This window comes from Pseudoalteromonas sp. 68 DY56-GL68 (genome assembly GCF_041414825.1).
Lineage (GTDB): Bacteria > Pseudomonadota > Gammaproteobacteria > Enterobacterales > Alteromonadaceae > Pseudoalteromonas.
In genome coordinates this window covers 21,952-47,952 of record NZ_JAOCZL010000020.1, presented here as the reverse complement: position 1 = coordinate 47,952, position 26,001 = coordinate 21,952, and the positions used below count along the sequence as shown (strand labels likewise).

The 26,001-nt window shown below is 40.8% G+C and carries 26 protein-coding genes; 12 read left to right on the top strand and 14 right to left on the bottom strand.

Annotated features, from left to right (window positions below; translation table 11 throughout):
• Positions 1-41: 41 nt before the first annotated feature.
• A complete protein-coding gene (locus tag NYF15_RS12050; protein WP_371353699.1) occupies positions 42-1,133 on the top strand; it encodes an alkene reductase in 1,092 nt (363 codons plus the stop codon).
• A gap of 316 nt (positions 1,134-1,449) precedes the next feature.
• Here the strand turns inward: NYF15_RS12050 and NYF15_RS12045 are convergent, their stop codons facing one another.
• The 3 genes from NYF15_RS12045 to NYF15_RS12035 are packed head-to-tail and all read right to left on the bottom strand — an operon-like array spanning position 1,450 to position 4,629.
• Positions 1,450-2,580: a sodium ion-translocating decarboxylase subunit beta gene (locus tag NYF15_RS12045; RefSeq protein ID WP_062569613.1), complete on the bottom strand. Its 1,131-nt coding sequence runs from the start codon at positions 2,578-2,580 to the stop codon at positions 1,450-1,452.
• Positions 2,581-2,590: 10 nt separating this feature from the next.
• Positions 2,591-4,369, bottom strand: a complete 1,779-nt coding sequence (gene oadA / locus NYF15_RS12040) for a sodium-extruding oxaloacetate decarboxylase subunit alpha (protein ID WP_371353698.1) — start codon at positions 4,367-4,369, stop codon at positions 2,591-2,593.
• 14 nt (positions 4,370-4,383) lie between these two features.
• Positions 4,384-4,629 (bottom strand): OadG family transporter subunit, encoded by a 246-nt coding sequence (locus NYF15_RS12035; protein ID WP_130150382.1) that lies wholly within the window; start codon positions 4,627-4,629, stop codon positions 4,384-4,386.
• A gap of 532 nt (positions 4,630-5,161) precedes the next feature.
• On the opposite strand from NYF15_RS12035, the gene NYF15_RS12030 reads away from it, so the two are divergent.
• From NYF15_RS12030 to NYF15_RS12020, 3 genes are all read left to right on the top strand, one after another.
• Entirely contained in the window at positions 5,162-5,335 is a 174-nt protein-coding gene (locus NYF15_RS12030; RefSeq protein ID WP_064485886.1) for a DUF1328 domain-containing protein, read from the top strand.
• A gap of 57 nt (positions 5,336-5,392) precedes the next feature.
• Positions 5,393-5,584, top strand: a complete 192-nt coding sequence (locus NYF15_RS12025) for a hypothetical protein (protein WP_130150381.1) — start codon at positions 5,393-5,395, stop codon at positions 5,582-5,584.
• A gap of 231 nt (positions 5,585-5,815) precedes the next feature.
• A complete protein-coding gene (locus tag NYF15_RS12020; RefSeq protein ID WP_130150380.1) occupies positions 5,816-8,782 on the top strand; it encodes a TonB-dependent receptor domain-containing protein in 2,967 nt (988 codons plus the stop codon).
• A 32-nt stretch (positions 8,783-8,814) separates the two neighbouring features.
• Here the strand turns inward: NYF15_RS12020 and NYF15_RS12015 are convergent, their stop codons facing one another.
• Positions 8,815-9,768 (bottom strand): hypothetical protein, encoded by a 954-nt coding sequence (locus tag NYF15_RS12015; protein WP_371353697.1) that lies wholly within the window; start codon positions 9,766-9,768, stop codon positions 8,815-8,817.
• A gap of 96 nt (positions 9,769-9,864) precedes the next feature.
• Here NYF15_RS12015 and NYF15_RS12010 point away from each other — a divergent pair, with 96 nt between their 5' ends.
• Entirely contained in the window at positions 9,865-10,332 is a 468-nt protein-coding gene (locus NYF15_RS12010) for a YcxB family protein (protein WP_371353696.1), read from the top strand.
• A gap of 25 nt (positions 10,333-10,357) precedes the next feature.
• On the opposite strand, the gene csrA is transcribed toward NYF15_RS12010, so the two are convergent.
• The 6 genes from csrA to ribA form a co-directional block, all read right to left on the bottom strand.
• Positions 10,358-10,549, bottom strand: a complete 192-nt coding sequence (gene csrA / locus NYF15_RS12005) for a carbon storage regulator CsrA (protein ID WP_036970495.1) — start codon at positions 10,547-10,549, stop codon at positions 10,358-10,360.
• 93 nt (positions 10,550-10,642) lie between these two features.
• A complete protein-coding gene (locus NYF15_RS12000; protein ID WP_371353695.1) occupies positions 10,643-11,860 on the bottom strand; it encodes an aspartate kinase in 1,218 nt (405 codons plus the stop codon).
• Positions 11,861-11,866: 6 nt separating this feature from the next.
• On the bottom strand, positions 11,867-14,467 hold the full coding sequence (gene alaS, locus NYF15_RS11995; protein WP_237118067.1) for an alanine--tRNA ligase: 2,601 nt from the start codon (positions 14,465-14,467) through the stop codon (positions 11,867-11,869).
• A gap of 17 nt (positions 14,468-14,484) precedes the next feature.
• Positions 14,485-14,937, bottom strand: a complete 453-nt coding sequence (locus tag NYF15_RS11990; RefSeq protein ID WP_062569605.1) for a regulatory protein RecX — start codon at positions 14,935-14,937, stop codon at positions 14,485-14,487.
• On the bottom strand, positions 14,937-15,731 hold the full coding sequence (locus NYF15_RS11985) for a BPSS1780 family membrane protein (protein ID WP_371353694.1): 795 nt from the start codon (positions 15,729-15,731) through the stop codon (positions 14,937-14,939). The genes NYF15_RS11990 and NYF15_RS11985 overlap by 1 nt, the downstream gene beginning before the upstream one ends.
• 78 nt (positions 15,732-15,809) lie before the next feature.
• On the bottom strand, positions 15,810-16,436 hold the full coding sequence (ribA, locus tag NYF15_RS11980) for a GTP cyclohydrolase II (RefSeq protein ID WP_062569603.1): 627 nt from the start codon (positions 16,434-16,436) through the stop codon (positions 15,810-15,812).
• Between the two features lie 338 nt (positions 16,437-16,774).
• On the opposite strand from ribA, the gene NYF15_RS11975 reads away from it, so the two are divergent.
• Complete coding sequence (locus tag NYF15_RS11975; RefSeq protein WP_371353693.1) at positions 16,775-17,848, top strand: energy transducer TonB; 1,074 nt, start codon at positions 16,775-16,777, stop codon at positions 17,846-17,848.
• Here the strand turns inward: NYF15_RS11975 and NYF15_RS11970 are convergent.
• A complete protein-coding gene (locus tag NYF15_RS11970) occupies positions 17,845-18,771 on the bottom strand; it encodes a LysR family transcriptional regulator (RefSeq protein WP_371353692.1) in 927 nt (308 codons plus the stop codon). The genes NYF15_RS11975 and NYF15_RS11970 overlap by 4 nt on opposite strands.
• 97 nt (positions 18,772-18,868) lie before the next feature.
• Between NYF15_RS11970 and NYF15_RS11965 the strand changes: the two genes are divergently transcribed.
• Genes NYF15_RS11965 through NYF15_RS11955 form a run of 3 tightly spaced genes read left to right on the top strand, consistent with a single transcriptional unit; the run spans position 18,869 to position 21,217 of the window.
• Positions 18,869-19,324 (top strand): nuclear transport factor 2 family protein, encoded by a 456-nt coding sequence (locus tag NYF15_RS11965; RefSeq protein WP_371353691.1) that lies wholly within the window; start codon positions 18,869-18,871, stop codon positions 19,322-19,324.
• A gap of 1 nt (position 19,325) precedes the next feature.
• A complete protein-coding gene (locus tag NYF15_RS11960) occupies positions 19,326-20,288 on the top strand; it encodes a TIGR03571 family LLM class oxidoreductase (RefSeq protein WP_371353690.1) in 963 nt (320 codons plus the stop codon).
• Positions 20,285-21,217, top strand: a complete 933-nt coding sequence (locus NYF15_RS11955) for a nuclear transport factor 2 family protein (protein ID WP_371353689.1) — start codon at positions 20,285-20,287, stop codon at positions 21,215-21,217. The genes NYF15_RS11960 and NYF15_RS11955 overlap by 4 nt, the downstream gene beginning before the upstream one ends.
• Positions 21,218-21,232: 15 nt before the next feature.
• Here the strand turns inward: NYF15_RS11955 and NYF15_RS11950 are convergent, their stop codons facing one another.
• Positions 21,233-21,682 carry a low molecular weight protein-tyrosine-phosphatase gene (locus tag NYF15_RS11950; RefSeq protein WP_371353688.1) on the bottom strand — a complete coding sequence of 150 codons (450 nt, stop codon included), beginning with the start codon at positions 21,680-21,682 and terminating at the stop codon, positions 21,233-21,235.
• 9 nt (positions 21,683-21,691) lie between these two features.
• Positions 21,692-22,198 carry a DUF3087 domain-containing protein gene (locus tag NYF15_RS11945; RefSeq protein ID WP_371353687.1) on the bottom strand — a complete coding sequence of 169 codons (507 nt, stop codon included), beginning with the start codon at positions 22,196-22,198 and terminating at the stop codon, positions 21,692-21,694.
• Between the two features lie 118 nt (positions 22,199-22,316).
• Here NYF15_RS11945 and NYF15_RS11940 point away from each other — a divergent pair, with 118 nt between their 5' ends.
• Genes NYF15_RS11940 through NYF15_RS11930 form a run of 3 tightly spaced genes read left to right on the top strand, consistent with a single transcriptional unit; the run spans position 22,317 to position 24,111 of the window.
• A complete protein-coding gene (locus tag NYF15_RS11940; protein WP_371353686.1) occupies positions 22,317-22,964 on the top strand; it encodes an energy transducer TonB in 648 nt (215 codons plus the stop codon).
• Positions 22,965-22,970: 6 nt separating this feature from the next.
• Positions 22,971-23,522 carry an RNA polymerase sigma factor gene (locus NYF15_RS11935; protein ID WP_371353685.1) on the top strand — a complete coding sequence of 184 codons (552 nt, stop codon included), beginning with the start codon at positions 22,971-22,973 and terminating at the stop codon, positions 23,520-23,522.
• Positions 23,512-24,111 carry a hypothetical protein gene (locus tag NYF15_RS11930; RefSeq protein ID WP_371353684.1) on the top strand — a complete coding sequence of 200 codons (600 nt, stop codon included), beginning with the start codon at positions 23,512-23,514 and terminating at the stop codon, positions 24,109-24,111. Before NYF15_RS11935 ends, NYF15_RS11930 begins: the two co-directional genes overlap by 11 nt.
• A 196-nt stretch (positions 24,112-24,307) precedes the next feature.
• On the opposite strand, the gene NYF15_RS11925 is transcribed toward NYF15_RS11930, so the two are convergent.
• Positions 24,308-25,978: a P-loop NTPase fold protein gene (locus NYF15_RS11925; protein ID WP_371353683.1), complete on the bottom strand. Its 1,671-nt coding sequence runs from the start codon at positions 25,976-25,978 to the stop codon at positions 24,308-24,310.
• Positions 25,979-26,001: the final 23 nt, after the last annotated feature.

Genomic DNA, 26,001 nt, shown 5'->3' with positions numbered 1-26,001 from the left:
TTTCGTTATGCTGAAAGCATAGTCGCTTTCAAGGAGCCGTAATGAACAAATTATTCGATACCGTACAACTTGCCGGTCACACACTAAAAAACCGTATTGTCATGCCACCAATGACTCGCTCTCGCTCATCACAACCAGGGGATATCGCCAATGAGTTAATGGCCAACTACTATGCACAACGTGCCAGCGCCGGCTTAATCATTAGCGAAGGCACACAAATATCAGCCCTAGGTAAGGGCTATGCTTGGACACCGGGTATTTATACTGCCGAGCAAATTGCCGGTTGGAGGAAGGTAACCGACAAAGTTCATCAAGCTGGTGGCATTATGTTTGCTCAGCTTTGGCATGTTGGCCGCGTATCTCACCCAAGTAACACCGGCGGCGAGCAGCCAATTGCGCCATCAGCTATTGCAGCCAAAGACGTTAAAGTATTTATTGACGAAGATGATAAACCCGATTTTGTTGCTACGCCCCTGCCCCGCGCAATGAGCCATGACGACATCAAACTCGTTATAAACGAATACCGCCAAGCGGCTCGCAACGCAGTTGATGCAGGGTTTGATGGTATTGAACTGCATGCTGCTAATGGTTACTTAATTAATCAATTTATAGATTCAGAATCAAACCAACGCACTGATGAATACGGCGGCAATTTAGAAAACCGCTTACGCTTTTTACAACAAGTGACACAAGCGGTATGTGATGAAATTGGCGCTGACCTTGTAGGCGTACGCCTTGCTCCACTCACAACACTCAATGGGACGGTCGATGATAACCCGTTTGAAACCTATATTGGCGCAGCGAAGGTACTTAATGACCTAAACGTTGCTTACCTGCATATTGCCGAAGCTGACTGGGACGATGCGCCATTAATGGAGCAAAATTTTAAACAAGCGCTACGTGAAAATTTTTCTGGGTTAATGATTTATGCAGGCAAGTACACTGGCGAGAAAGCAGAGCAAGCATTAGCCGCAGGCTGGGCTGATCTAATTGGCTTTGGTCGTCCGTTTGTTGCAAACCCAGATCTGCCTGAGCGTATTGAAAAAGGGATTGCACTTGCACAACACGACCCTGACACCTTATTTGGTGGCGGTGCAAAAGGCTATACCGACTATCTTTTAGCAACGCACTAAAACAAAAAGCTCGCCAACTTATTTTGGCGAGCTCCTTATTGTGTTACCTGACTAATAAATAAATCAGCTGGATCACCATCGAGATCATTACTAACGGCCATATATACTTAGCATATTTGGTTGCACCATCTAGCCCCATTTTTGAATGATACTTTTCAAGTAGTGGTATAAGAATAGCCAGTGCGATAAACAGGCATAATAAAATAACAAATACATTCATTGTGGCTTCCTTACACAATAGATAAGTTTAAGCCCTAGTCTATAGGCAAAAAAAAGCGCAGTAAAATACTGCGCCAGTCGGTTGGAAGTAAACGACTTAGCCAACAATCGCTAACAAAATACCTGCAGCTACGGCACTTCCTAATACACCAGCTACATTCGGACCCATTGCATGCATTAACAAGAAGTTATGTGGATTGCTTTCAAGACCTACCTTATTTACCACCCGCGCAGCCATTGGCACTGCCGATACACCCGCAGCCCCCACGAGAGGGTTAATCGGCGATTTAGAAAACTTATTCAGACCTTTTGCCATAAACACGCCTGATGCTGTACCAATTGCAAAGGCCAAAGCACCTAATACCAAGATACCAATAGTTTCTACAGTTAAGAACTTATCTGCTGCAAGTTTAGAACCAACAGCAAGACCTAAGAAAATCGTAGTGATATTAATGATCTCGTTTTGTGCACTATTACTTAAACGATCAACCACACCTGATTCACGCATTAAATTACCTAAACAAAACATACCAACAAGTGGCGTCGCTGCAGGTAAAAATAAAATCGTCAGGCTGAGTACCATCAATGGAAAAATGATTTTTTCTTTTTTTGATACTGCACGTAGCTGCGGCATTTGAATTTCACGCTCTTCTTTTGTTGTTAGCGCACGCATAATTGGCGGTTGGATAATAGGCACCAATGCCATATATGAATACGCAGCAACAGCAATTGCCCCCAGTAAATCAGGCGCAAGTTTCGAGGCCAAGAAAATAGCGGTTGGTCCATCAGCACCACCAATAATGGCAATCGCCGATGCATCTTGCAGTGAAAATTCAAAGCCTGGAATAAAGTTAAGTAAAATGGCGCCAAATAACGTCGCAAAAATACCAAATTGTGCCGCAGCTCCCAGTAACAACATACGTGGATTTGCAATAAGCGCGCTAAAATCCGTTAGTGCACCCACCCCCATAAAAATCAGCAATGGGAACACACCAGAATCAATACCTATGTGATACACGTAGTACAATAAGCCACCTGGGTCTGATAAACCAGCCACTGGAATGTTTGTTAAAATAGCGCCGAAGCCAATGGGCAGTAAAAGCAATGGCTCAAAACTACGAGCAATCGCTAAATACAGGAGCAAGCAGCCAACTGCAATCATGATCAGTGCAGGAAAAGTAAAGTTTGCAATCCCCGTTGCATGCCAGAGGTTTAATAATCCATCCATCCCAGGCCTCCTAAGCGAGTGCAATCATGGCGTCGCCGGTGGCAACTGAGTCACCTTCCGCAACTAAAATATCAGCCACAGTACCGTCATGAGCAGCACGTACTTCGGTTTCCATTTTCATTGCTTCCATAATGATAACGACATCACCTTGATTTACAGTTTGCCCAGGTTTTACTTTGATTTTAAAAATATTACCTGCCAGTGGCGCATTAAGTGTTTCGCCAGCTGACGCTGATGCAGATTGTGGTATTAACTCACTGTCTTTGAGTGCAACCTCTTTAAGCTCGCCACCTTTAGCAACAACAACATCGTAAACTTTACCATCAACTTTCACACTGTATTGCTCAGCTTGAACCTCACCATTTGAAGAAGGTTTCGTTGATTGATCAGATTTAGCTTTTTCACCTGTTGGCACAGGTTCGAAGGCATCAGGATTATGACGATTTTTAAGAAATTTCAAGCCTATTTGTGGGAATAAAGCATAGGTAAGCACGTCATCAATCACGTCATCAGCCAGCTCTAAACCCTGCTCTTTAGCTTCTTTTAATAATTCAGCTTCAAGTTTTTCGAGTTCGGGTTCAAGTTTATCAGCAGGACGACACGTTATTGCTTCGCTTCCGTCTAAAACACGTTCTTGAAGTTCTTTATTCATCGGCGCTGGGGTTGCACCATACTCACCTTTAAGTACACCTGCGGTTTCTTTAGTAATCGTTTTATAACGCTCACCCGTTAATACATTTAGAACGGCTTGCGTACCAACAATTTGTGAGGTTGGTGTTACCAGTGGAATATACCCTAAATCTTCACGTACACGTGGGATCTCTAAAAGCACTTGATCGAGTTTATCCGCAGCACCTTGTTCTTTCAGCTGGTTCTCCATGTTAGTTAACATACCACCTGGTACTTGTGCTAATAAGATACGACCATCAACCCCTTTTAGGCTACCTTCGAAAGCGGCATACTTTTTACGCACATCACGAAAATAAGCGGCAATTTCTTCTAACTGATTAAGGTTAAGACCTGTGTCGCGCTCTGTTCCTTCAACAATCGATACTATTGTTTCTGTTGCACTGTGGCCATAAGTCATACTCATTGATGAAATAGCCGTATCTAACATATCGATGCCTGCATCAATCGCTTTTTGATAGGTTGCTGTACTTAAACCTGTTGTAGCATGACATTGCATCGCGATAGGAATTGACACCGTTTCTTTTAAGCCTTTGATCAGTTGCTCACAGTCATAAGGTTTTAATAAACCAGCCATATCTTTAATACAAATAGAATGACAGCCCAGCTCTTCTAGCTGTTTAGCAAGCTTAAGCCACATATCAAGAGTATGCACAGGGCTTACTGTGTATGAAATTGTTCCCTGTGCATGTGCACCCACTTTAACAGCGGCTTTAATCGCAGTTTCAAGATTACGTACGTCATTCATTGCATCAAAAATACGAAATACATCAACACCATTTTTATGTGCACGCTCGACAAACTTTTCCACTACATCATCAGCATAGTGGCGATAACCCAGTAAGTTTTGTCCACGCAGTAGCATTTGCTGTTTGGTATTTGGCATCGCCGCTTTAAGTTCACGAATACGCTGCCAAGGATCTTCGCCTAAGTAGCGAATACAAGAATCAAATGTTGCGCCACCCCATGATTCAATTGACCAATAACCCGCATTATCAAGTTTCTCGGCTATAGGTAACATATCATCTAAGCGCATACGTGTTGCCAACAGTGATTGATGTGCATCACGTAAAACTAGTTCGGTTAATTTTAATTTAGCCATTTTCAGCTGCCCCATTATTTTTGTTTATTTCTGAATTGAGCGATTGCAGCGCTAATAGCTGCAATGTGAGCTTGCGGCACACCCTGCTGTGATTGTATTTTTGCAGCTCGTACAGGCTCATCGACTGGTTCATCAAAACGATTCATCAACCTAGACATTAAGGTCACGGCTGAAATCAAAATAGTTAAAAATATAAATACACCAATCATGCCCGTAATCATCAAGCTGGCCGCGGTTGAGAGTAACCCACTTATGTCCATACTGCCCCTCGCACTGTTACAAATAAAAAGTCGATATAGTTAAATAATTATTCAACATGATAACAAACACTCTTGATTTGTATACCACCTTGTAAATTGGTAAAACCAATTTAACTCAAAATAACACGTAAAACATAAAATTAACAACCGTGAAATAAGCGTATTAATAGCCCTATATAGATGATAAAAATAGTCGATATAGTCATAAGTTATAAAGGTGACATTGCCTGTTTTTACATAACATACTCAAAACCCTCGCCAACACAGGCCATTGAGAATATAAAAACACCACAAAGATAAATTGGTCTTACCAAAATAAGAATAGTAAAAGATGCGATTTTACTCATTTAAGTTGAAAAATAATCACTATGAATAAGTTACATGCTAATTCGTAAAAGTTACCAAATAAGAAAATTTAAAAACCCCTGAAAAAATCACAACCAATTGAAAATAAACAATATTTAACAATGGCATAGAACTGGCTTCAACTATTTCAACCGAAACGAAATATTATTAGCCAAGGAGAATCACTATGTTACGCTGGACAATTACTTTTCTAGTTATTGCGTTAATCGCTGCAGTGTTAGGTTTTGGCGGTATCGCAGGAGCCGCAGCAGGTATCGCTAAAATTATCTTTTTTATATTTCTAGTTTTACTTGTTATTTCACTGGTATCAGGTGCACTTAGAGGCAACGTACCCAAGTAACACAGTAATAACAGACACTTAGAAACTACATTTTTAAATATTACAAGGAATTTGATTATGAAAAATTCAACTTTAAAAGCCGCTACTATCGCCCTATTTTCAGGTCTATTCATTATGGGTTGTGAAGATAACACAGCTGAAGATGCAGGTGAGCGCATTGACGAAGCAATTACTGATACACAAAATGCTGTAGAAGATGCATGTGAAGATGTTAAAGAAGGTGTAAACGCAAAAGAAACTAACTGCTAATCCTTCTATACAAAATACCAACCAGAAAAGCGGCCTCAAAGCCGCTTTTTTTTATGATTTCCATTCTCTCCAACTCAGCATAAAACATTAAAATTTCAATATTTATACATTTTCTTATCAAAAACTACACATTTACCTAGGTTGTGTACTAATCTAAACATGCTAAGAATGGATATCGAGTAGTAATCCATTGTTTTCTAGCCAACTATAATTAAATATTGGGAGATAACAATGTTAAAAAACAAACTATCAAATGCTGTAAAGCTGGCGATTAGTACAGGGGTTGTTTCTACAGCTCTTATATACGCACCAATGAGTGCAGCAGAAGAGACAAGCGACGCAAAAAAAGATCTCGAAGTAATTTCAATCACAGGTAGTCGTATTAGACAACCGGGCGCTGTTTCTGCAAGTCCAATTGTATCAATCGGAGAAAAAGAATTAGGTTACCAACAAGAGCCTGAAGTAGAACAAATACTAAGAACTTTACCTTCAACAATACCTGGCGATGGTAGTAACGTAAATAATGGCTCTGGCGGTGCAGCCACTATTAACTTAAGAGGTTTAGGATCGCAACGTTCACTTGTTCTAATGAATGGACGTCGGATGATCCCATACAACTACAATGGCTCAGTTGACAGTTCAACAATTCCAACTGCACTGATTGAACGAATTGATATTATCACTGGTGGTGCGTCAGCTGTATATGGTTCTGATGCGATTGCAGGTGCGGTGAATGTTGTATTAAAAGAAGACTTTCAAGGTGTTGATTTAGATCTTAAACACTCTCAAACCGGTGACAATGATGGTGACAAAAACAGTATAGCCTTAACAATAGGTTCTAACCTAGAAGACGATAAAGGTAACGTTGTACTATCTCTTGGCTGGAGCCAGCGTGATCAAGTACTACTAGGTGATCGTCCTTTAGGTTTACTTGGTATTGAAACGGCTACCGGTGCTAACTATGAGCAATTTTTAAACGGTGAGCCACCAATCCCTGCGCCAGCAGATTGTAGTGGTCCTAACTCGGTTGAAAGTGGCGGCTCAACAACTGCATTCCCAACACGATTTGCAATTGTTGGTGCAGGCACAACTGGCTCAGGGCAATTTAGAAACGATGGTACATTGCAACCAGATACATGTAGTGTATTTAACTTCAATCCATATAACTTCTATCAAACACCTTCAGAGCGTTATTCAGCAACCGCAATCGCTAAATATAACCTCACTGATGAGCATAAAGTTTATTCAAGCTTTAACTACACTAACACCAGTGTTGATACGCAAGTAGCACCATCTGGTACGTTTGGTTCAAGTTTTGATTTACCTTTAGCGAACCCGTTAATTGGCGATCAAGCTCGACAATTTATGATTGATGGCGCTTCTGCTGCTTTGGCGGCTGGTAGCTTAAATGACAGTAACTGGCAAGATGTTAACGGTAACGGCATTGTTGATAGTGAAGACTATCTAAAAGTGCAGTTACGTCGTAGAACATTAGAGTTAGGTGCTCGTACAGAACGATTTGACAGTACTCAGTTCCAAATCGTGACTGGTGTAACAGGTTTCTTCCTAGATGACTGGGAATATGATGTTAGCTATCAGTATGGTGAATCTAACCGTACAACTGTACGTGGTGGTTATACAAACTTAACCAATATTCAAAATGCATTAGATACAACCGATGGTGTAACCTGTAAAAATGGTGATTCAAGCTGTGTGCCAATTAATCTATTTGGTGGCTTTGGTACCATCACGGATGAAATGGCAGGCTATGCGCAAGCAATTGCCCTTCAACAACAAAAGTACAGCCAAGAAATTTTCACTGCAACCGTTAATGGTGCAATCGAGTTTATCGAAATCCCAGGTGCTGGTGCACCACTTTCGATGAGTTTTGGTTATGAAAATCGTCGCGAAAAAGGCTTATTTGAACCTGATGAATGTTTAAAACTTGCCCCTGCTAGTTGTCAAGGTGGTGCAGGTGGTAACCAACTGCCTATTACAGGTGGCTTTAAAGTCGATGAGTTCTTCTTAGAAGGTTACTTACCTGTGTTAGACGGCTTGCCGGGTGCTGAAACTCTTGATGTAGAGTTTGGTTTCCGCTGGGCTGACTACGATACAGTAGGTAGCAACGAAACGTGGAAACTTGGCTTCAACTGGCGTCCTGTTAGCGATGTACTTATTCGTGTTATGCAACAACAAGCAACGCGCGCACCTAACGTAGGCGAAATTGCTTCACCTGTTGTAACAGGCTTAGACAACGCGCTACAAGATCCATGTTCAGTTGCTAACGCAGCTAACATTGATGACGCACTTAGACAGCTTTGTATCTCAACAGGTATGACAGATGCTCAAGTTGGTAACGTACAAGATGTAATCTCTGGTCAAGTACAAGTCATTAGTGGTAGTGATCCTGCTAACCCACCAGGTGCTGAAGAAGCAGAAACATTCACTGCAGGTATTGTTTGGACGCCTGAATTCAGTGCTGTTGAAAACTTCACAATTACGCTTGACTACTATGATATTGATATCGATGACATCATTGGTGAGTTCTCAGCTCAAGAAATTCTTGATGCCTGTTACGTACTAGGTGATGCAAACGAGTGTGCGAAGATTAATCGTATCGGTGGTGACTTAACTATCGCGGGTGCGGGTATTGAGCAATTTACTACCAACTTAAAAAATCAACGTGCCGAAGGTATCGAACTTGGTTTCAATTTTGGTATTTTGCTTGATGACATGGGAGAGTTGCAATTCTCAGGTAATATCAATAAATACCTAACGCAAGAGTCGCAAAGCTCTGATACCGCACGCATTATTGACTGTAAAGGTTTTTACAGCACAAGTTGCGACCCTGTCTCTGAATTACGCTGGGTACAACGTACTAGCTGGATTTGGGAAGATCTAACCGTGTCACTACAATGGCGTCACATTGATGGTGTAGATATCGAGCCAATCGAAGCGCCAAATGTTTTTGAAGAATTCAGAAGCATCGAAAGCTATGATTATTTTGACTTATTCGCCAGCTACCATGTTACTGACTACATGAATGTTACATTCGGTATTGATAACATGTTTGAAAAAGAGCCACCTGTGGTTGGTAATGAAGCAGGTGATACTAGTTCAAACTCTGGTAACACATTCCCAAGTAACTATGACGTACTTGGTCGTCAATTTAAAATGGGTATTAAACTCAAATTTTAACCTTCTAAGAGCGGCCTAACGGCCGCTCTATTTTATTTACATGTCGCTGTTAACGCTTTACCCGTTGCAACACTGGTTATTTGCCAATCCCCATCTTCTAGTTTCACACTTGCTATGTCACTAACCACATAATCACCAGGCACATTTAATCGCGTTAAATTTTCTGTAAGCTGTTGATAACAAAATGGCCCTGTATCTCCATGCATAATGAGCACAGGCTTTTTTGCAAATTTAGCAAATTGGGAAAAAGCATCGCGGTAGACTTTAAAAGCATCACAGTTTGAGCGCAGTGTCGCAGTGCATGCTGATTTATTCGTTGCATTGTAAATATCAGCTTGAAAGCCAATGACATACGCTTTAACGCTTTGGTTATTTAAGCCCCGCTGCAACCACTCTAAGTTTAACCTGTCGCGTTTATCTGCTGCATCCAAAGCGTCATTTTTATTACTTTTCAGTATTTGCGCGCGCCCATTATACGTGCCCGCTATATGCAGAGTCATAAACTCAATATTATTAAATTGCCAACGCGCGTTCTCGCTCATGTCGAGCTGATGAGTAAAACCTTGTAATAAGTTTGCTTTTTTATAGTAATCATCGTCATACATTAAACCTTTTACATATTCTAATCGCTCAAGCTCATCAAACTGAGGGCTTAAGCTATCACGATCGCAATCAGTCCATTCATTATCACCCAACGTATAGATAAAAGGTTTATCGGTAATTGCAGTTAAAAGCTGCTTATTGGCCTGAAGTAATTTGTTTGTGCAAGGTAAAGACCCTGATTTCATATCACCTAAATGCATCAAAAAGCTATGAGGCGTGGATGCGACTGCACGTGCGAGCTTACCATTCGGCTGAGCGAGATTAATTTCATCCATAGGTGTGTATGGCATATCACCCATAACCAAAAAGGTATTACTAGCCATTGCAAGAGCGAATGAGGCTGAACTAATAAACATGCTATTTACACCTAAAAATACAATCATAGTAAGTTCTCATAATGACAACAAAATGAAAACCAACTGCGGCAGATTTTTTCTATCAGTGCTAAACTGCAGCCAGTAAATTAAGTAGGCCCCCGAATGACATTAAGTACAACTTACACACTAGATAAACCGTATTACTACGAATGCTTTGATGAGTCACTTCCCTACTCATCACAAGCCAAACCTAAATACCCGCTGCTGGCATTATTAATAACTCTGGGCTTATTAGCTTTTTATCAATTAGATAATCATTACTTAGGCAGCTTTATGATTATGCTTGCTGTCGTTGAGTGCCTTTCGTTTTATTACAAACGTCCGTGGTGGGTAGCAAGACAAATGATGAGTCGTGCATCAGGTAGCGAGGTGACCATTTTATTTAACGATGAAGGGATTAAGGCTGAAAACCCATATAAGAGTTACCAATTAAGCTGGCAGCAAATAAGCGAGATTATTGAGACTGAACGAGGTTATATATTAAAAGCACAGCGCGGTATGCAATACATCTCTAAACAAGCACTTAGCGATGAAATAGTTGTTGAGTTAAATAAAAGAGCCACTCAATGAGTGGCTCTTAAGAATTTTTCGCTGATTAAACATTGCCCGGATTTGGGTTAGATTTCTCTGCTTGGATTCGCATATAGATTTCTTCACGATGTACTGATACATCTTTTGGTGCATTTACACCAATGCGAACTTGATTTCCTTTAACACCAAGAACAGTAACAGTTACTTCGTCACCGATCATCAGGGTCTCACCTACTCTTCGAGTTAGTATTAGCATTCTCTTGCTCCCATGTTCCAAAAAATTAAAAGATTCCGCGTCAAAAACATTTTAATGAAAACTTGACTTAAAAGTAAGTAAAAACTCTAAATCTTATTCATTTTCAGTTAAAAAAACTTTATGAAGTGCACGTACAGCCAGCTCTAAATATTTTTCGTCAATTAAAACTGAAATCTTTATTTCTGATGTCGACACAAGCACTACTTTGATGTTTTCCTCTGCAAGGGCATTAAAAAATAAACTTGCTACACCTGAGTGCGATTTCATCCCTACACCTACAGCTGACACCTTGGCAACATTGCTTACTCCTTTAACAGACTCAGCTTTTATATTACTTTGGTTTAAAGTTAGGATTTCAAGTGCTTGTTCAAAATCATTAGTGTGCACAGTAAAAGCATAGTCTATTTTTTCAAAGTTATGATTAACTTGATTAATCATATCTATTTCGATACCGAATTCTGCAAAAAGTTGCAAAATTTTTGCAAGGTTTTCTACCCCTTGCTGCACACCATTGACATAAATTAGGCTTTCATCTCGATTAAAAGCAATACCCGACACAATATTGGTTTGCACATCAGGCTCCTCAAAACTGATCAAGGTCCCTTGATCCGGGTTAAAACTCGATAATACCCTAAGCGGTATATTGTATTTTCCTGCCGCTTCAACACTGCGTATATGTAAAACTTTTGCGCCCAAGCTTGCCATTTCGAGCATTTCTTCAAACGTAACATGACTCATACGTCGCGCATTTGGTTCAATACGCGGGTCGGTGGTGTATACACCATCTACATCAGTGTAAATTTGGCATTCGTCGGCATTGATAGCACCTGCAATCTCAACCGCAGAAGTATCTGTCCCACCACGACCAAGGGTTGTGACATTACCTTCAATATCACGGCCCTGAAAGCCCGCAATAATGGCAATCCGGTTATGTTCAAGTTCATGCTTAAGGCGAGTCGCTGCAATCTCTTCAATACGCGCTTTGCCAAACATATTGTCGGTGCGAATGTTGACCTGATCGGCAAGTAAGCTTACCGCAGAATGGCCCCGTTTAATAATCGCCATTGCGAGTAAAGAGACTGACACTTGCTCACCGGTGGTTAGCAATACATCAAGCTCACGAGCACTGGGACGAGAATCGATTTTTTTAGCGAGTTCAATTAGACGGTTAGTTTCTCCCGACATAGCCGAGAGCACCACCACAACTTGATGGCCTTGTTGCTTGGTTTTTACAACAAGGTCGGCGACGGCCTCAATTCGCTCTATTGAGCCAACTGAGGTGCCACCGAATTTTTGGACGATAAGTGCCACTAGTAGTTAAGAACGCTCAGATAACCAACCAGTTACACTTTCTAAGGCAGTAGCAAGATTCTCTGGCTGAGTACCACCTGCTTGTGCCATATCAGGACGACCACCGCCCTTACCGCCTACTTGTGCAGCCATGTGATTTACAAGTTCACCGGCCTTCACTTTACCTGTTAGGTCTTTAGTTACACCTGCAATCAGGCTTACTTTGTCGCCATTGGCTACGCCAAGGGCAATAACACCTGAACCAATCTTCGTTTTCAGGTCATCAACCATGCCACGTAGTGCTTTAGACTCAGTACCTGCAACATCAGCAACCAGTAGCTTAATACCATTCACTTCAACAACAGAGTCAAGTAACGATGCACCTGCTGCACTTGCAAGCTTATCGTTAAGCTGTGCAATTTGCTTCTCAAGGCCTTTTGATTTCTCAAGTAATGCGGTTACTTTTTCAAGTACTGTGCTGCTATCACCTTTAACTAGCGCTGCAACATCATTTAACTGTTGCTCTTGCTCACTTACATAAGCAACTGCTTCAGCACCCGTTACCGCTTCAATACGGCGGATACCGGCAGCGATACCGCTTTCTGATACAATTTTAAATAAACCGATATCACCAGCACGCTTAACGTGAGTACCACCACATAGCTCGATTGAGTAATCACCAATGGTTACTACGCGCACTTCGTCATCGTATTTTTCACCGAATAATGCCATCGCACCTTTTGCTTTTGCATCTTCGATAGCCATTAGCTCCGTTTCAAGCGCAAAGTTACGACGGATTTCATCGTTTACCGCGCGCTCGATTTGACGTAATTCGTCTTTTGTTACCGCTTCAAAGTGTGAGAAGTCAAAACGTAAACGTTCAGGGTCAACAAGTGAGCCTTTTTGACTTACGTGCTCACCTAAAATTTGGCGTAATGTTTCATGCAAGATATGCGTCGCAGTGTGGTTTTTCTTGATGCTATCGCGACGTGCCGCATCAATTGTAGCCTCTGCTTTATCGTTTGTACCAATACGGCCTTGTACACGACCATGGTGTGCAAATGCATTACCAAGCTTAGTAGTGTTAGTCACTACAAACTCACCACCAGCAACTTTTAACACACCCGTGTCACCAACTTGACCACCTGATTCAGCATAAAACGGTGTGCGGTCTAAGATTGCGATACCTTCTTGACCATCTTCAAGTACAGAAACCGATTGACCTTCAGAGAAAAGTTCGACCACAGTACCTGTGTAATGCTCTGCATCGTAACCTTTAAAGTCTGTGTGTTTTTCAGACTTAAGTTGTTGGTTGTAATCAGCACCAAACTTACCTGCTTGCTGTGCTTGCTTGCGCTGAACAGCCATACACTCTTGGAAGCCGTGCTCATCAATCGTCATGAAACGCTCACGGGCCACGTCTGCCGTTAAGTCAGCTGGGAAACCGTAAGTGTCGTAAAGTTTGAATACTAAGTCACCTGGGATCACATCGCCTTCGATGTCAGCTAGGCTTTCTTCTAAAATAGCCAGACCGCGTTCAAGTGTTTTACCAAACTGCTCTTCTTCAATACGCAGTACTTTTTCAATAATTTCTTGTTGCTTAGCAAGCTCTGGGTACGCTTGACCCATTTGCTCAATTAGCGCAGCAACTAGCTTGTAGAAGAATGCACCTTTCGCGCCTAGCTTGTTACCATGACGAACAGCACGACGAATAATACGACGTAGTACATAACCACGGCCTTCGTTTGATGGCATAACGCCGTCAGATACTAAGAATGCACACGAACGAATGTGGTCAGCCACAACGCGTAACGATTTATCATCTAAATCTTGTGCGTTGGTTACTTTTGCTGCCGCAGCAATAAGCGCTTGGAATAAATCGATTTCGTAGTTTGAGTGCACGCCTTGTAAAATTGCAGAGATACGCTCAAGACCCATACCGGTATCAACAGATTGCTTAGGAAGCGGCTCCATTGTACCGTCGGCATGGCGGTTATACTGCATAAATACTAGGTTCCAGATCTCGATGAAACGGTCACCGTCTTCTTCAGGTGAACCTGGAGGGCCACCCCAAATTTCTTCACCGTGATCGTAAAAGATTTCAGAACATGGACCACACGGACCTGTATCACCCATTGACCAGAAGTTATCGCTGGTTGCAATGCGAATAATGCGATCTTCACTTAGGCCTACTTCTTTATGCCAGATGTTAAACGCTTCTTCATCATCGTGATAAATGGTAACAAGTAGCTTTTCTTGCGGTAGTTTTACTACTTCAGTTAAAAACTGCCACGCAAACTTGATTGCGTCTTGCTTGAAGTAATCGCCAAAGCTGAAGTTACCAAGCATTTCGAAGAATGTATGGTGACGAGCTGTGTAACCTACGTTTTCAAGGTCGTTATGTTTACCACCTGCACGCACACAACGTTGTGAGCTGGTTGCACGCGAATAAGGGCGGCTTTCCGCACCTAAAAATACATCTTTAAATTGCACCATACCGGCGTTATTGAATAATAACGTGGCATCGTTACCCGGGATCAGCGAGCTTGAAGGAACAATTTGGTGTTGTTTAGAGGCAAAAAAGTCTAAGAACTGTTGCCTGATCTGTGCGGTAGTCATATGCTGCATGTGAAAATCTCACCCGTTTATTGCTGTGCTTGCATTGCAAAATCAATTTGTTCGTAATTAAAGCCTCGATACATCAAGTAGCGTACACGTTTCGCTCTTTCTTTCTGGTCGAGTTCTTTACCTGAATTTGAAAACTTCTTTAAATATGCGTCCTGTGCGAGTTCAAACCAATCGATTTCGAACTCCTCGAGCGTCTTATCTAATAGTGCTCGGTCTATCCCTTTTGCCATTGCTTCGCTCTGAATGCGTTTAGCACCATGATACTTAGCTAAATGGCGGCGTACAAACCCTTCGCAGTAGCGCTGTTCGTTAATAAAGTTGTGTGATTCACACCAATCTAACAAACGCTCTGTAAACTCGGGCGTTGCCTCTTTTTGCTGTAACTTTCGCGTTAGGTCTCGACGCGAATAATCTTGTCGAGACAGTAACCAAAGTACGTAATTCTTTAATTTTTGTTCTTTATCATCCATTACGCGTCAAAGCGCCCTGATTGTGACTGTGCTTCAGGTGCTTTTGGTTGGTCATCACCTTTTGGTACAACCGGCATAAAAATAGCCTGAAAAGACACGAAGAAGCTAATGTAACAAATTGGCATTAAAACCAATAGAGGAATAAACGATAAAGGAATACAGATCACCATTAAAACGGCGCAAATTAGGCCATAGACACTCAGTGGCGCCATATTATGGTAAAACACCATGAATGAGGTTTTTAGAACCTGCAACATATTGCTTTGTTTTTGAAAATAAACCAATGGAATAGCATAAGCAAACGCAGTCATATACACACAGATTGCTAATAGAAATACCGCCACTTGCCCCATGGAAATCGTGGCCAGTAAATCAGCAATATGTGTTTGATTTTGTGGGTCGAACGTTTGGCTTGAAATAACCGCATAAGCATCGGCAAAAATGAAATTTGATAACAGGGCTAATAAAATACCCGCCGCCATCTGGTACACAGCAACACGCACTAAACCAATACGATTACCTTTATTACTAAAGGGTTTAAAAATATCAACTTGGCTAACCGTACCACCTTGCTGTTTTGTCAATACTGCTTGATAAAAACCAGCCATTAAAAATGGCGCAACAAATGCACCGACGACTTGTAACAGTGGTAGCACTAACGATAAAAAGCCAATAACACCTATTAACAGATGCATTAAAATAAACGTAACAGGTTGCAGCTTGAAGATTTCCCACCCTGCTTTAAACCATTTTACGCCTGCATCGGCTTTAAAAACACGAACTTCGATCGACATAGTTTCTCATTCAATAACGGCAAAACGCACCGAGTATAACTGGGTGCGCCACGGGTTTATAGTCACCTGTTGTGAAATTTATTCAGGCTTTTTAATTTTCTTAATATCAAGCATGTGCGAGCCATGTTTGATTTTCGTTTCAAGGTAAGCACGGTTACCCACTACACCCGCTTTAATGTGCGCATGCGTACCAACCACTGAATCAACCTCAATGCCAGCGTCACGCAGTGCTTTAAGCTTATTCGGGTTATTTGTCATTAACTTAACATGCTTTTGATTAAGTGCTTCGAGCATTAATACGGCGTCTGAAAAGTCACGTAAATCATCAGCAAAACCCAAGTGGTTATTCGCTTCGTAAGTATTCATACCTTGCGACTGCAATACGTAAGCATCAATCTTGTTGTATAAACCAATGCCACGGCCTTCTTGGCGTAAATACAGTAAAATACCACCTTGCTCGTGCATCATTTCAATGCACTCATTTAACTGCTCACCACAATCACAACGTGACGAATGAAATACATCGCCAGTTAAACACTCTGAATGCATACGAATTAAGGGTACGTCTTGCTCGGTGTCGGCTTGATTAAACACTAAAGCAACATGCTCTTGGCCATCATTTAAGCCACTAAAAGATACGATTTCTGCAGGAATATCACTGTTTTTGCCAACATTTAGCTGGACTCTTGCTCTTACTTGCGCCACGACAAATCCAAATTAAAAAATAAATGCGATACTGCAAATGTGATTACAACAGCTTGAAGGTTGTAAGAATGCAACATACGACGAGTGATAACTAATATTGAGGCAGTTACCAGCAATTCAAGTATTATACACTCAAAGCACTTAAAGATACGAGCTTTGCACTGTGTATTGCGGCTAAAATTGAAATACAGGCATGCAACTTTTAGTTTGAAAGTTTCTAAACAAGTGACAACGCTCACGCTGTTTGCTACCATCATCGAGGATAAGATTCATTCTCATTTACTCAACTTCAATCATCTTATTCACGCACCTACAGGAAAATAATAATAAGGATTATTATGAAAAAAATGTCTCTCGCATTATGTGCTACCTTGCTATTAAGCCAACCCTCTTTGGCAAGCCAAGATATAAACTCAGAATTTAATAACACTTATCGTGCTTACCTAGCCGCTATAGAGAAACATGAAGACGCCACTGAGCTTGCTAAAAAAGCCTATACGCTTGGTCAAAAGGTATATGGTGAAAATGCTGAGAATACAGCGAATTTAGCAATCAACTATGCCAATACCCTACCTGAAAACAAGCAACAGGAGCGCTTTGAGCTATTCAAATATGCTTACGATATTTTAGCAAAAAATCATGGGAAGCTGAGCAACGAGGTTTACGACTCATTATTTGGTTTAGCTCATTCAACCAAATCGCCAAGACTTGCTTTTGACTACCTTGAAGACGCGATTGAAATCGCCACAATAAAAAAAGATCACAAACTAGTTGCTGATAGCAAACTCAAAGCAGCGCGTATCCTAGCTTACAAACCAAGTGGTGGTCGTTACTTCACAGCAAAAGCTTACCTAGAGGAAGCCGACGAATATTATAGAAATAATATCCCTGAAAACTCTGTTGAGCGTATTGAAGCTGACTTTTTAGTTGCCGCGTTTGCAGAGCATAAAAAGAACTACGAGCAAGCGATAGAGCGTTTGACTCATGTCGTCACTGTTTTTGATGAAGCACTGAGTTTTGATCATAAAGCAGAGCTGGATGCTCACTCTAAACTTGTACACCTTTACGAAAAAGTGGGCAAACGAGAAGAAGCCACTAAGCATTGTGTTGCCATTGCCAAAATGGTGCCATGGAAAGACAGCCAAGAACAAGAACCCCTGTACCGTGTTAATCCTAAATACCCATTGATAAAAGCGCAGCGAGGCCAAAGCGGCAGTGTTGTCATGGAATTTGAAGTAACCCCATCAGGCTTTGTTGATAAAATAACGGTTATTGAATCTAAAGGCGGAGGCGCTTTTGAGACAGAAGCCAAAAGGGCTGTAGAACAATGGCGTTATGCCCCTAAATTTGAAAACGGTCAAGCTATCGCAGCTACATCGCGTGTTCAGCTTGATTTTAAAATTAATCGTTAAAGTTGATTGATAATAGATGAGTGGAGCCGAAACTGCTCAGCTAGCTCATCTATTATTACTCGTTGGCTCAATTTCAAATAGCGTGAACGAGGCCATACAACATTAATTGGCATAACTGCACCTGAGTAGGTCTCTAATACACTGACTAATTTATTACTTTCAAGCTGTTCCTGAATAAGCCAAGTAGGTAATTGCGCAACACCTAAACCACTCAAAGCTGCATCAAGCATAGCGTCGCCATCACTGAGCATGTATCTGGCATTAATTAACTGCTTAAAAAGCTGTTTTTTACTATCTTTGAATAGCCATGTAGGTTGCATCGCACGCTTACTGCCAATAATACAATCATGGGCTATTAAATCCGCGGGTGTGTCGGGTAGCCCGTAGCGATCAAAATAGCTTTGTGATGCGCACACCGTTAACTTTTGATATCCCAATAATTTAGCAACAAGATCTGCATCATCATCTAACGTACCAATCCGTACAACTAGGTCCACATTTTCATTTATTATATCTATCCGACTTTCACTAAAGTGAACAACTAATTCAAGCTTGGGGTATTTACTCGCTAATCCAGACAGTATTGGCATAACGTATTTACGGCCAAATGCAGCTGGTAAGTGAAGTTTTACTTGTCCAGATACATTTTGACTTCCTGCTGTCACTGCCTGTTCTAAACTATCGATTTCATCCAGCATTTTCAGCCAGCCTTCAAAGTAGTGCTGCCCTTCTGGCGTAGCAGTTAACTGACGTGTTGTTCGATGTAGTAGCTTTGTACCTAACTTACTTTCAAGCCTAGTAACAGTTTTACCAACAGCGGAGCCTGTTAAACCTAACCGATTACCAGCTGCTGTGAATGTACCCATGCGTAGTGTTTCAACAAACTCTCGAATTCCAAAGAAAGGACTATCTTCTGGTTTCATTGTGGAATCTCAGGACAGAATAAATGGAATATTAGCTAGGTTATCATTTAAAAAGAAGATAATAAAATAGTGTTCACTTATTCAGCAATAGAGAAACATGATGAGCGAACGCAAACTTCTCGATTTACTCGAAAAAGAAGAGATCCGAACTCTTCGATTAAACTACAGTCAGCTTTTAGACTCTGGTCAAATTCATAAAATGGAAGAAGTATTTACTAGCAACGCACGAGTCGAAGTAACAGTGGGTGAAATGAACGGAATTGAACAGATAAAGCAAGGATTAAAAAATGCTTATGATGAATTCGATACCCACAATAGAAAGCACTTCCCTTTTGTTCATGCCGTGATGAACCATCAAATAGTGCTAACAGATAAAACAACAGCACAGGGTGAGTGCTATCTAATTGACTTTGTTACAAGTAGAGAGCAAAGCGAATCTCCGCTTTTATTAGTGGGCCGATACTTAGATCGCTATGAAAAAGTCGACGGTCAATGGCGCATTAGTCACTCTAAACTTGATGTTGTCTGGCCAGCGAATACGGGAGATCAGTAACATGAATAATCTACCAACTAGCTTTACAAATGTATTTGCCGACAACAAATTAACGCTGGGATTATTAACACCGATTGAAGCATATCCTAGTAGCCCTTTCCCTACCCTCAATGCTGATATAGCAACTGCTAAGCAAGCTGAACAAGCAGGTATTGCTAGTATTTGGTTTCGAGATGTGCCTTTTTATGACCCTAATTTCGGTGATGCTGCGCAGATGCTTGATCCATTTACTTACGCAGGTTTCATTGCTGCGCATACAAATACAATTACTTTAGGCACCGCAGGGGCAGTTTTACCATTACGCGATCCTATCATGGTTGCCAAACAAGCAGCCTCAGTAGACCATCTAAGTAATGGTCGTTTTGTGTTAGGAGTTTCAACCGGAGACAGGCCAGTTGAATACCCAGCTTTTGGTGTCGATTTTAACGCGCGTGCTGAGCGCTACAGAGAGTCAGTTGAAATTATCAAAACATTACACCAACAAAGCTTTCCTAAACACATTAGCCAACATTACGGCGAGCTTGATGGTTCACTTGACCTTTATCCAAAACCAGTAAATCAGCAGATACCCGTTATGGCCGTTGGTCGCTCTAGGCAATCATTTGAGTGGTTGGCTAATAATGTTAATGCTTGGATTTGGGCTGTTGATAATGAACAAGCCATCAGTGAAATCATTAACAACCTATCAATTTCAAGCAATAGCAACACAAGCCCACATTATGGCTATGCGACATTTTTTGATTTAGATAAAAATCCTGATGCACCGTATCAGCGTTTTTACAATGTGATTCGTATTGGACGAAATGCACTTATAGAGCGACTATTAAAACATAGGGAACTTGGCGTAAAACATATAGCACTTAACTTAAAGCCATCGCGAAGAGCAGCACAAGATGTGATTGACGAGTTAGGCAGTTTTGTTATTCCAGCGCTTGAAAAAGAGCAGAGCGAGTCTGCGGTATGACTATTCAACAGCAACTCGTAAACTTAATTAGTCAATTCAAAGAGAGCTGGCTGTTAGCTGATGAACAATCTCTAACTCAGCTATTTAGCACTGATATAACATTTAAAAGCCATCATCATGGTTGTTTTGATGGCTGTAAATCGGTTGCAAGAACACTAAGTGCAGATTTTAAAAGTTATGCTGCAAGTGGTGAATTCAGTAACACATTTACTGCCAATAAAAATGACTTTGCAGCCGCAAGTAGCTACGCTTACATTGATATATATCATGGCCAAAAACGCTTTTTGTGTGGCTGCACACTTATCTTTCACTTCATCTTAGAAAACCAACAATGGCTCATTAAACACATTAAGTTTCAAATTAACTGGAATAAAGGGCAGCAATCACTGATACCAAGCTGGAATATGCTTCCAGGTATTCAAGGGTGGCAGCTTGTTGATGGCTGCCCAACAATTGTAAGCGAATTACACTCTCCGTGGGCATTAATCAAAGACTACAAATCGACTGACCCAAAGCAGGCTTTAATTGATCTTTATAATAAATACGCATTCGCCGTCGATAACAGCGATATTAACTTATTAATTGACTGTTATAGCGAAGATATACATGGCAGCTTTCCACCTTTGAGTGACTTGTCTGGCAAAGAAAATGTTGTAGGGAGTTTAAAAAACTTTAGGCAACTAGCGCCATTTTGGCAGCATTTTGCAGAAATAGTAAAAGTAGACGTTAACGAACATAAAACTTCTGCTCGATTTATCATTGCCCGTATAATTCCCGAAAAAACGGTAGACGATTTCAATCAAAAAATCTATGCCGCTCATTATCAGTTAGCGGCGAGGCTAGAGTCAGATAACACTTGGCGATTGTGCGAGTCGCATTACGTAGCAGGCTGGTTTAATGAACACAACTTACCAAACTTTTTTATCTAGATTGGAAGCGTTCAATTAGAACGCTTTTAATAAATTATCTGCTGCGTCTTCAATTAAATCGAGTACCTTTTCAAAACCTTGATCGCCACCGTAATAGGGATCTGGGATCTCGCTCTCCCCTGCATCACCATGACTTAAAAACAACGACAGCTTATATTGCAGGTGCTTAGGGCACTGAGCTTTTAAATCAGCAAGGTTTTGCTTATCAGCCGCAAGAATTAAATCAAACTCATGAAAATCAGCTTGAGTCACAGGTCGTGAATAGATGCCATTAAAACTATAACCGCGCTTTTTAGCTGCTGCTTTTGAGCGTGAATCTGGTGGATTACCTTGGTGGTAACCAATGGTGCCAGCAGAATCAACTTTGACATTGACACCCAGCGCCTTGGCACGACTACGAAGTACCGCTTCAGCAGTAGGTGAGCGGCAAATATTGCCTAAACATACAATCAACACCTTTTTCATTACGCATCCTTAAAATTGCTTTAAGATTGACTCATCATAACGTTCGGCATCAAGCGAGAGATTATATTTATCTGCAACACTATCAAGCTCTGCCTGCTTAATTGCCAACTCATCCATGGTAATAGTGTTGTCATCAAGCTGCCATAACAAACGTGATCCCGCATAGCTGTAATGAATTGCTAATAAAGCATCTGCATTGCCCTCACGCCCTGCTGCTTTTAACTTAGGCATTTTACGGGTGATTTTATTCAGCGCTTTTTTAAGCTCCCACACATAAACAATTTCAGTCATGTAATCATGATTGCGGTATTTATTAAGCACAAAACCCACCAGCACACTACACACAACAACACCTAATAGGTTCCAATGAAAATGGCTACCGCTTGGATCAGGGAATAACGCAATTAATGTTTGTGAAATGGCTAAACTGCCAACGGCTAAAGCAATTACACAAGCAATAATTACTTGGTTTAAATGTTTACGGTAACGGGCTTTATCTATTTGAATAAGTTTCATAACAACCTAAAAAGTCACACTAAAATTAGTGAAAAAATAAAAAGTGAAAAAATTTTCACCCCTTTTTTATTTGCCAGCCGTTTTAGCTATGAAAGCAATTATCCAAAGAGGAACGGCTATGCATACTTTACCACTAAACTCAGCAAGCTTGAATAACAGCAATACTGCTTTAAAGACAAGCGCAGCAATTATTGGCGGCGGTGTAATGACCTTTACAGCATTTGCCTTCATGCAGTACTTAATTTCTGCTGAGCAAAGAGCCGATGTAAAGCTAGATCCAGATATCACAGTTGAAATTTATGAAGTACCTGAAGACTCAAAAGTACAAGTAAAACAAACACTGCCGCCACCGCCAGTTGCTAAAATGCCACCAAAAGCGCCACCACGCCCTGCGGCTGAAACCCCAGATACAATGATCATTGCCGATGCAACACCAACAGTGACCTTTGATGGCATTGGCGACACACTTAGTAAAACCATTAATCAACCAACGGGAGATGCAACGCCTATCGTGCGTATAAACCCTAAATATCCGCCGGTCGCAGCCCGCGATGGTATTGAAGGCTGGGTGCAAATTAGCTTTAGCATTTCACCGACGGGCGAAGTGATTGACCCTGTTATTATTGATGCTGAGCCAAAACGGGTATTTGACCGCGAAGCAATTCGCGCGATTAAACGTTGGAAATATCGCCCTAAAGTTGTTGAAGGTGTGGCACAATTACAAACAAACCAAAGCGTTCAACTTGATTTTAAAATAGATGGATAACTGCCTATGCTAATGAGCATCAAGACATGGTTATTTGACAAGCCAAACACAGATTGTTTGGCTCAGTACGCCAAAACGGGCGACAACCGTTACCTTAACCAACTCGTTGCTCAATACGGGAACGATCTTTATCACTACCTAGTCACACAAAGTGATAAAGATCTTGCCCTCGATATATGCCAGCAAACCTGGTTAAAAGTCATTGATAAACGTGACTTTTACACTGCTCAAAACAACCCAAAAGCATGGCTATTTCGGTTAGCACGTAATTTGTTAATTGATGAATTTCGTAAGCAGCAAAAGTTCGTTGAATTAGAAGACAACCAACTATCTGCTGAAGCGCAGGATGCAAGTTATCACTACGACTACGAAGCCTTTGATAAAGCACTTATGGCGCTTAGCTTTGTACAACGTGAAGCGCTGACCTTACAACAAGAAGGCTTTAGTCTCGAAGACATTGTTGCAATCACACAAAGTAACCCAGAGACCATTAAAACTCGGCTGCGATATGCCCGTCAAAACCTGAAACAACAACTAGGAGGCCATCATGAAGCGTAACGACGAGCAATTCGATGCTGATTTAAAAGCACATTTTCAAAAACGTAAGGCAGAGCACACCTTAAGCAGCGACGAGCTTTCACACATGCAAAAGCCACAGTCAGCAACGCCAAGGCCACAGCGCTTTTTAGGCTTACAATTGACCGGTGTTTTTGCTGCTTTAGCGATTCTTGGTTTTGTCATGCTGCAATACAACAACCGCGAGTTAACCGATGTTTATGCTGTGGATTTATCAGATTATCAATGGCTTGAGGTACACGAACTCGACGCCAAAGGCAGCTATGTGAGTAACCTAAAACAACAAAAACAAAACCTAGATGCGAACTACCAACAAGCATTAGCTAATCACCAAACCCGTACCCGCTTCACTGGCCGTCTAGTCAGTGTTGATAACGACTGGTATATCGCCGACTGCGAGCAAAATGTCATAGTACAAATAAAGCAGTCACTCCTTGAAGAGCTACAAAAACACGGCACACTCGATACTCATATCCACCAAGGTGACTTACTCGCCCTAGATCAAAACAAACAAGGCCAAATCATCGCACTCAAACAACTGACCCATGAAACGGAAAAGTGTACGAGTTAGCGAACTCGTAGGTTGGGTAGAGCGTAGCGAAACCCAACAAGTTAGCGAGTTACAAAAGTAAAGTCGCAAGTTTTTAGGTAGCAGCGGGTTTTCAATTTGAAACGCCATATCGCGTACTACTAATACGTAATATGCGATATAAAATCTGCTGCATTATTTTTTTGTATTGAGGTTTAAACTTAATTTAAGCTAATAATTAACTCTCTCCCATATGCTCTAGAGGTGAGGACAATTCAACAAAGTCTCCGTAATTCTCTGGCGTTATTTCACTAAACCCATCTCTTAAGTACATGTATTGAATCAAAAGCTTTGCTGTTATATCTTGCTTATCGTTAGAAGGATTGTGTCTTCGCAATGAAGTGACAGCCTTTTCTAAAGGAGAACTCTGTTCTTCTCTTCCATATGAAAGAAAAGCTGAAAGTGCAGTATTCGCCCCTTCGCTAAAAATTTTAGAGAAAATAGAATCCATAAACTTAGAGAGACTAATCAAATAATGATTCTCACTGTAACCTCGATGGTTCAAATGCAAGTCTTTAAATTCAATATTAGTCTTGAAATTATATGTAAGATCCCTTTCAAGGTAGACGTTACTCATTTTCCTTTTGATGAATTCTACTAAGTCTACACTCCTAGATTCACCTTTGTTATTTTGTTCCTTTTTATCGAATGTCCCATTAATAACATCTGCATAAAGAGCATAATCTTTTTCTAATAGGCAAAATAGGATAGCCAAAACTAAAATATCAACTTTATTCCCACTATTTAAGTTGCTAATAATCGCTGCAATCCGATCTGTAATTTGAATTGCTGTTCTTGCTGATATTTGAAAAGCATCTAAGACAATTGAAATATTTTTTAATGCGATTTCAGGAGTGTCAGTAACAGGCAAGATTCTAACTTCTCTACTTTTCAAGTAAGCGGGATCGTATTTTGTTACATCGGTATGAACTGTTAAAAAGTCATTCAGCGCAGGTCTTTTAAGACTATACCTACTATTAAAAAACCTACCCAAATACATTTGAGCGCTAAAACCTTGACCATATATTGCTTTTATAGTGTGTTGTAATTGCTCTGTATCTGTTGCAACCACAAATACAATACCTTTGACATCAAAGATATGTTTTATTGTTTCCAACATCTCAACCGCATAACTAGGTCTACAACGGTCAAGCTCATCTATAAAAATGAAAATTGGTAGCTGTATACCGTTCTGTTCTTCAAATTTATTAACCCATATAGATAACTTGCTTTTAATTACTTCAATGCTTTTGCTTTTGGCTTCATGCTCTTTAATCAAATTTTCAGCTAGAGCTTTAGCGGCAAGAGAAAAATCAGTTGTTGATTGTTTTGTATTAGGGTCTCCACCTTCCTCATCACTTAAATCATCGTCAGCTAACAAATTACATATCTCATCGAAGTCTGTATTTAAAACTTTTTTTACTACCCCTTGAGCTATTGCAGGTGCAACAGCCTTAAACATAGAGACAGCACTTTTGGGAACTTTAATTTCAAACTCTGCTTGAATGCCTAATTGAGAAATAATTGATGATATAACAGTCAAAAATGGATCATCAGAATAATCTTGCTTCCAAGCATCAACATATACGACTGGGTAATCACTTTTTAAATCTTGCGACCAACGCTTTAAAAAATAAGTCTTTCCAGCTCCCCACTCAGCATTTAAATTAAGCACATAATTTCTTTTACAAGAATCGAAGCTACGGCTCTCATCAAACCCTTCGCTTGCTAAAAGATTTGTAAGAAAAGATGCATATTTTGCTCTATCTAGTTTGTCTGGCGGGAAAAATTCACCTTCAGTTTTAGGATTAGTAGACCCACTCCAATCAAATTGTTTTATCTTATCCATTTAAGTACCTAACAATAAACTTA

Excerpts from the sequence above, each read along its gene's own strand:
- csrA (WP_036970495.1), bottom strand. The coding sequence starts at position 10,549 with ATGCTAATACTAACTCGAAGAGTAGGTGAGACCCTGATGATCGGTGAC.
- NYF15_RS11925 (WP_371353683.1), bottom strand. The coding sequence starts at position 25,978 with ATGGATAAGATAAAACAATTTGATTGGAGTGGGTCTACTAATCCTAAA.
- NYF15_RS12045 (WP_062569613.1), bottom strand. The coding sequence starts at position 2,580 with ATGGATGGATTATTAAACCTCTGGCATGCAACGGGGATTGCAAACTTT.
- NYF15_RS11975 (WP_371353693.1), top strand. The coding sequence starts at position 16,775 with ATGAAAAAAATGTCTCTCGCATTATGTGCTACCTTGCTATTAAGCCAA.
- NYF15_RS12035 (WP_130150382.1), bottom strand. The coding sequence starts at position 4,629 with ATGGACATAAGTGGGTTACTCTCAACCGCGGCCAGCTTGATGATTACG.
- NYF15_RS11960 (WP_371353690.1), top strand. The coding sequence starts at position 19,326 with ATGAATAATCTACCAACTAGCTTTACAAATGTATTTGCCGACAACAAA.
- NYF15_RS11985 (WP_371353694.1), bottom strand. The coding sequence starts at position 15,731 with ATGTCGATCGAAGTTCGTGTTTTTAAAGCCGATGCAGGCGTAAAATGG.
- NYF15_RS11990 (WP_062569605.1), bottom strand. The coding sequence starts at position 14,937 with ATGGATGATAAAGAACAAAAATTAAAGAATTACGTACTTTGGTTACTG.
- NYF15_RS11930 (WP_371353684.1), top strand. The coding sequence starts at position 23,512 with ATGAAGCGTAACGACGAGCAATTCGATGCTGATTTAAAAGCACATTTT.
- alaS (WP_237118067.1), bottom strand. The coding sequence starts at position 14,467 with ATGCAGCATATGACTACCGCACAGATCAGGCAACAGTTCTTAGACTTT.
- NYF15_RS11965 (WP_371353691.1), top strand. The coding sequence starts at position 18,869 with ATGATGAGCGAACGCAAACTTCTCGATTTACTCGAAAAAGAAGAGATC.
- NYF15_RS12050 (WP_371353699.1), top strand. The coding sequence starts at position 42 with ATGAACAAATTATTCGATACCGTACAACTTGCCGGTCACACACTAAAA.
- NYF15_RS12015 (WP_371353697.1), bottom strand. The coding sequence starts at position 9,768 with ATGATTGTATTTTTAGGTGTAAATAGCATGTTTATTAGTTCAGCCTCA.
- NYF15_RS11950 (WP_371353688.1), bottom strand. The coding sequence starts at position 21,682 with ATGAAAAAGGTGTTGATTGTATGTTTAGGCAATATTTGCCGCTCACCT.
- NYF15_RS12030 (WP_064485886.1), top strand. The coding sequence starts at position 5,162 with ATGTTACGCTGGACAATTACTTTTCTAGTTATTGCGTTAATCGCTGCA.
- NYF15_RS11955 (WP_371353689.1), top strand. The coding sequence starts at position 20,285 with ATGACTATTCAACAGCAACTCGTAAACTTAATTAGTCAATTCAAAGAG.
- NYF15_RS12020 (WP_130150380.1), top strand. The coding sequence starts at position 5,816 with ATGTTAAAAAACAAACTATCAAATGCTGTAAAGCTGGCGATTAGTACA.
- NYF15_RS12010 (WP_371353696.1), top strand. The coding sequence starts at position 9,865 with ATGACATTAAGTACAACTTACACACTAGATAAACCGTATTACTACGAA.
- NYF15_RS11970 (WP_371353692.1), bottom strand. The coding sequence starts at position 18,771 with ATGAAACCAGAAGATAGTCCTTTCTTTGGAATTCGAGAGTTTGTTGAA.
- NYF15_RS11945 (WP_371353687.1), bottom strand. The coding sequence starts at position 22,198 with ATGAAACTTATTCAAATAGATAAAGCCCGTTACCGTAAACATTTAAAC.
- NYF15_RS12025 (WP_130150381.1), top strand. The coding sequence starts at position 5,393 with ATGAAAAATTCAACTTTAAAAGCCGCTACTATCGCCCTATTTTCAGGT.
- NYF15_RS11940 (WP_371353686.1), top strand. The coding sequence starts at position 22,317 with ATGCATACTTTACCACTAAACTCAGCAAGCTTGAATAACAGCAATACT.
- oadA (WP_371353698.1), bottom strand. The coding sequence starts at position 4,369 with ATGGCTAAATTAAAATTAACCGAACTAGTTTTACGTGATGCACATCAA.
- NYF15_RS11935 (WP_371353685.1), top strand. The coding sequence starts at position 22,971 with ATGCTAATGAGCATCAAGACATGGTTATTTGACAAGCCAAACACAGAT.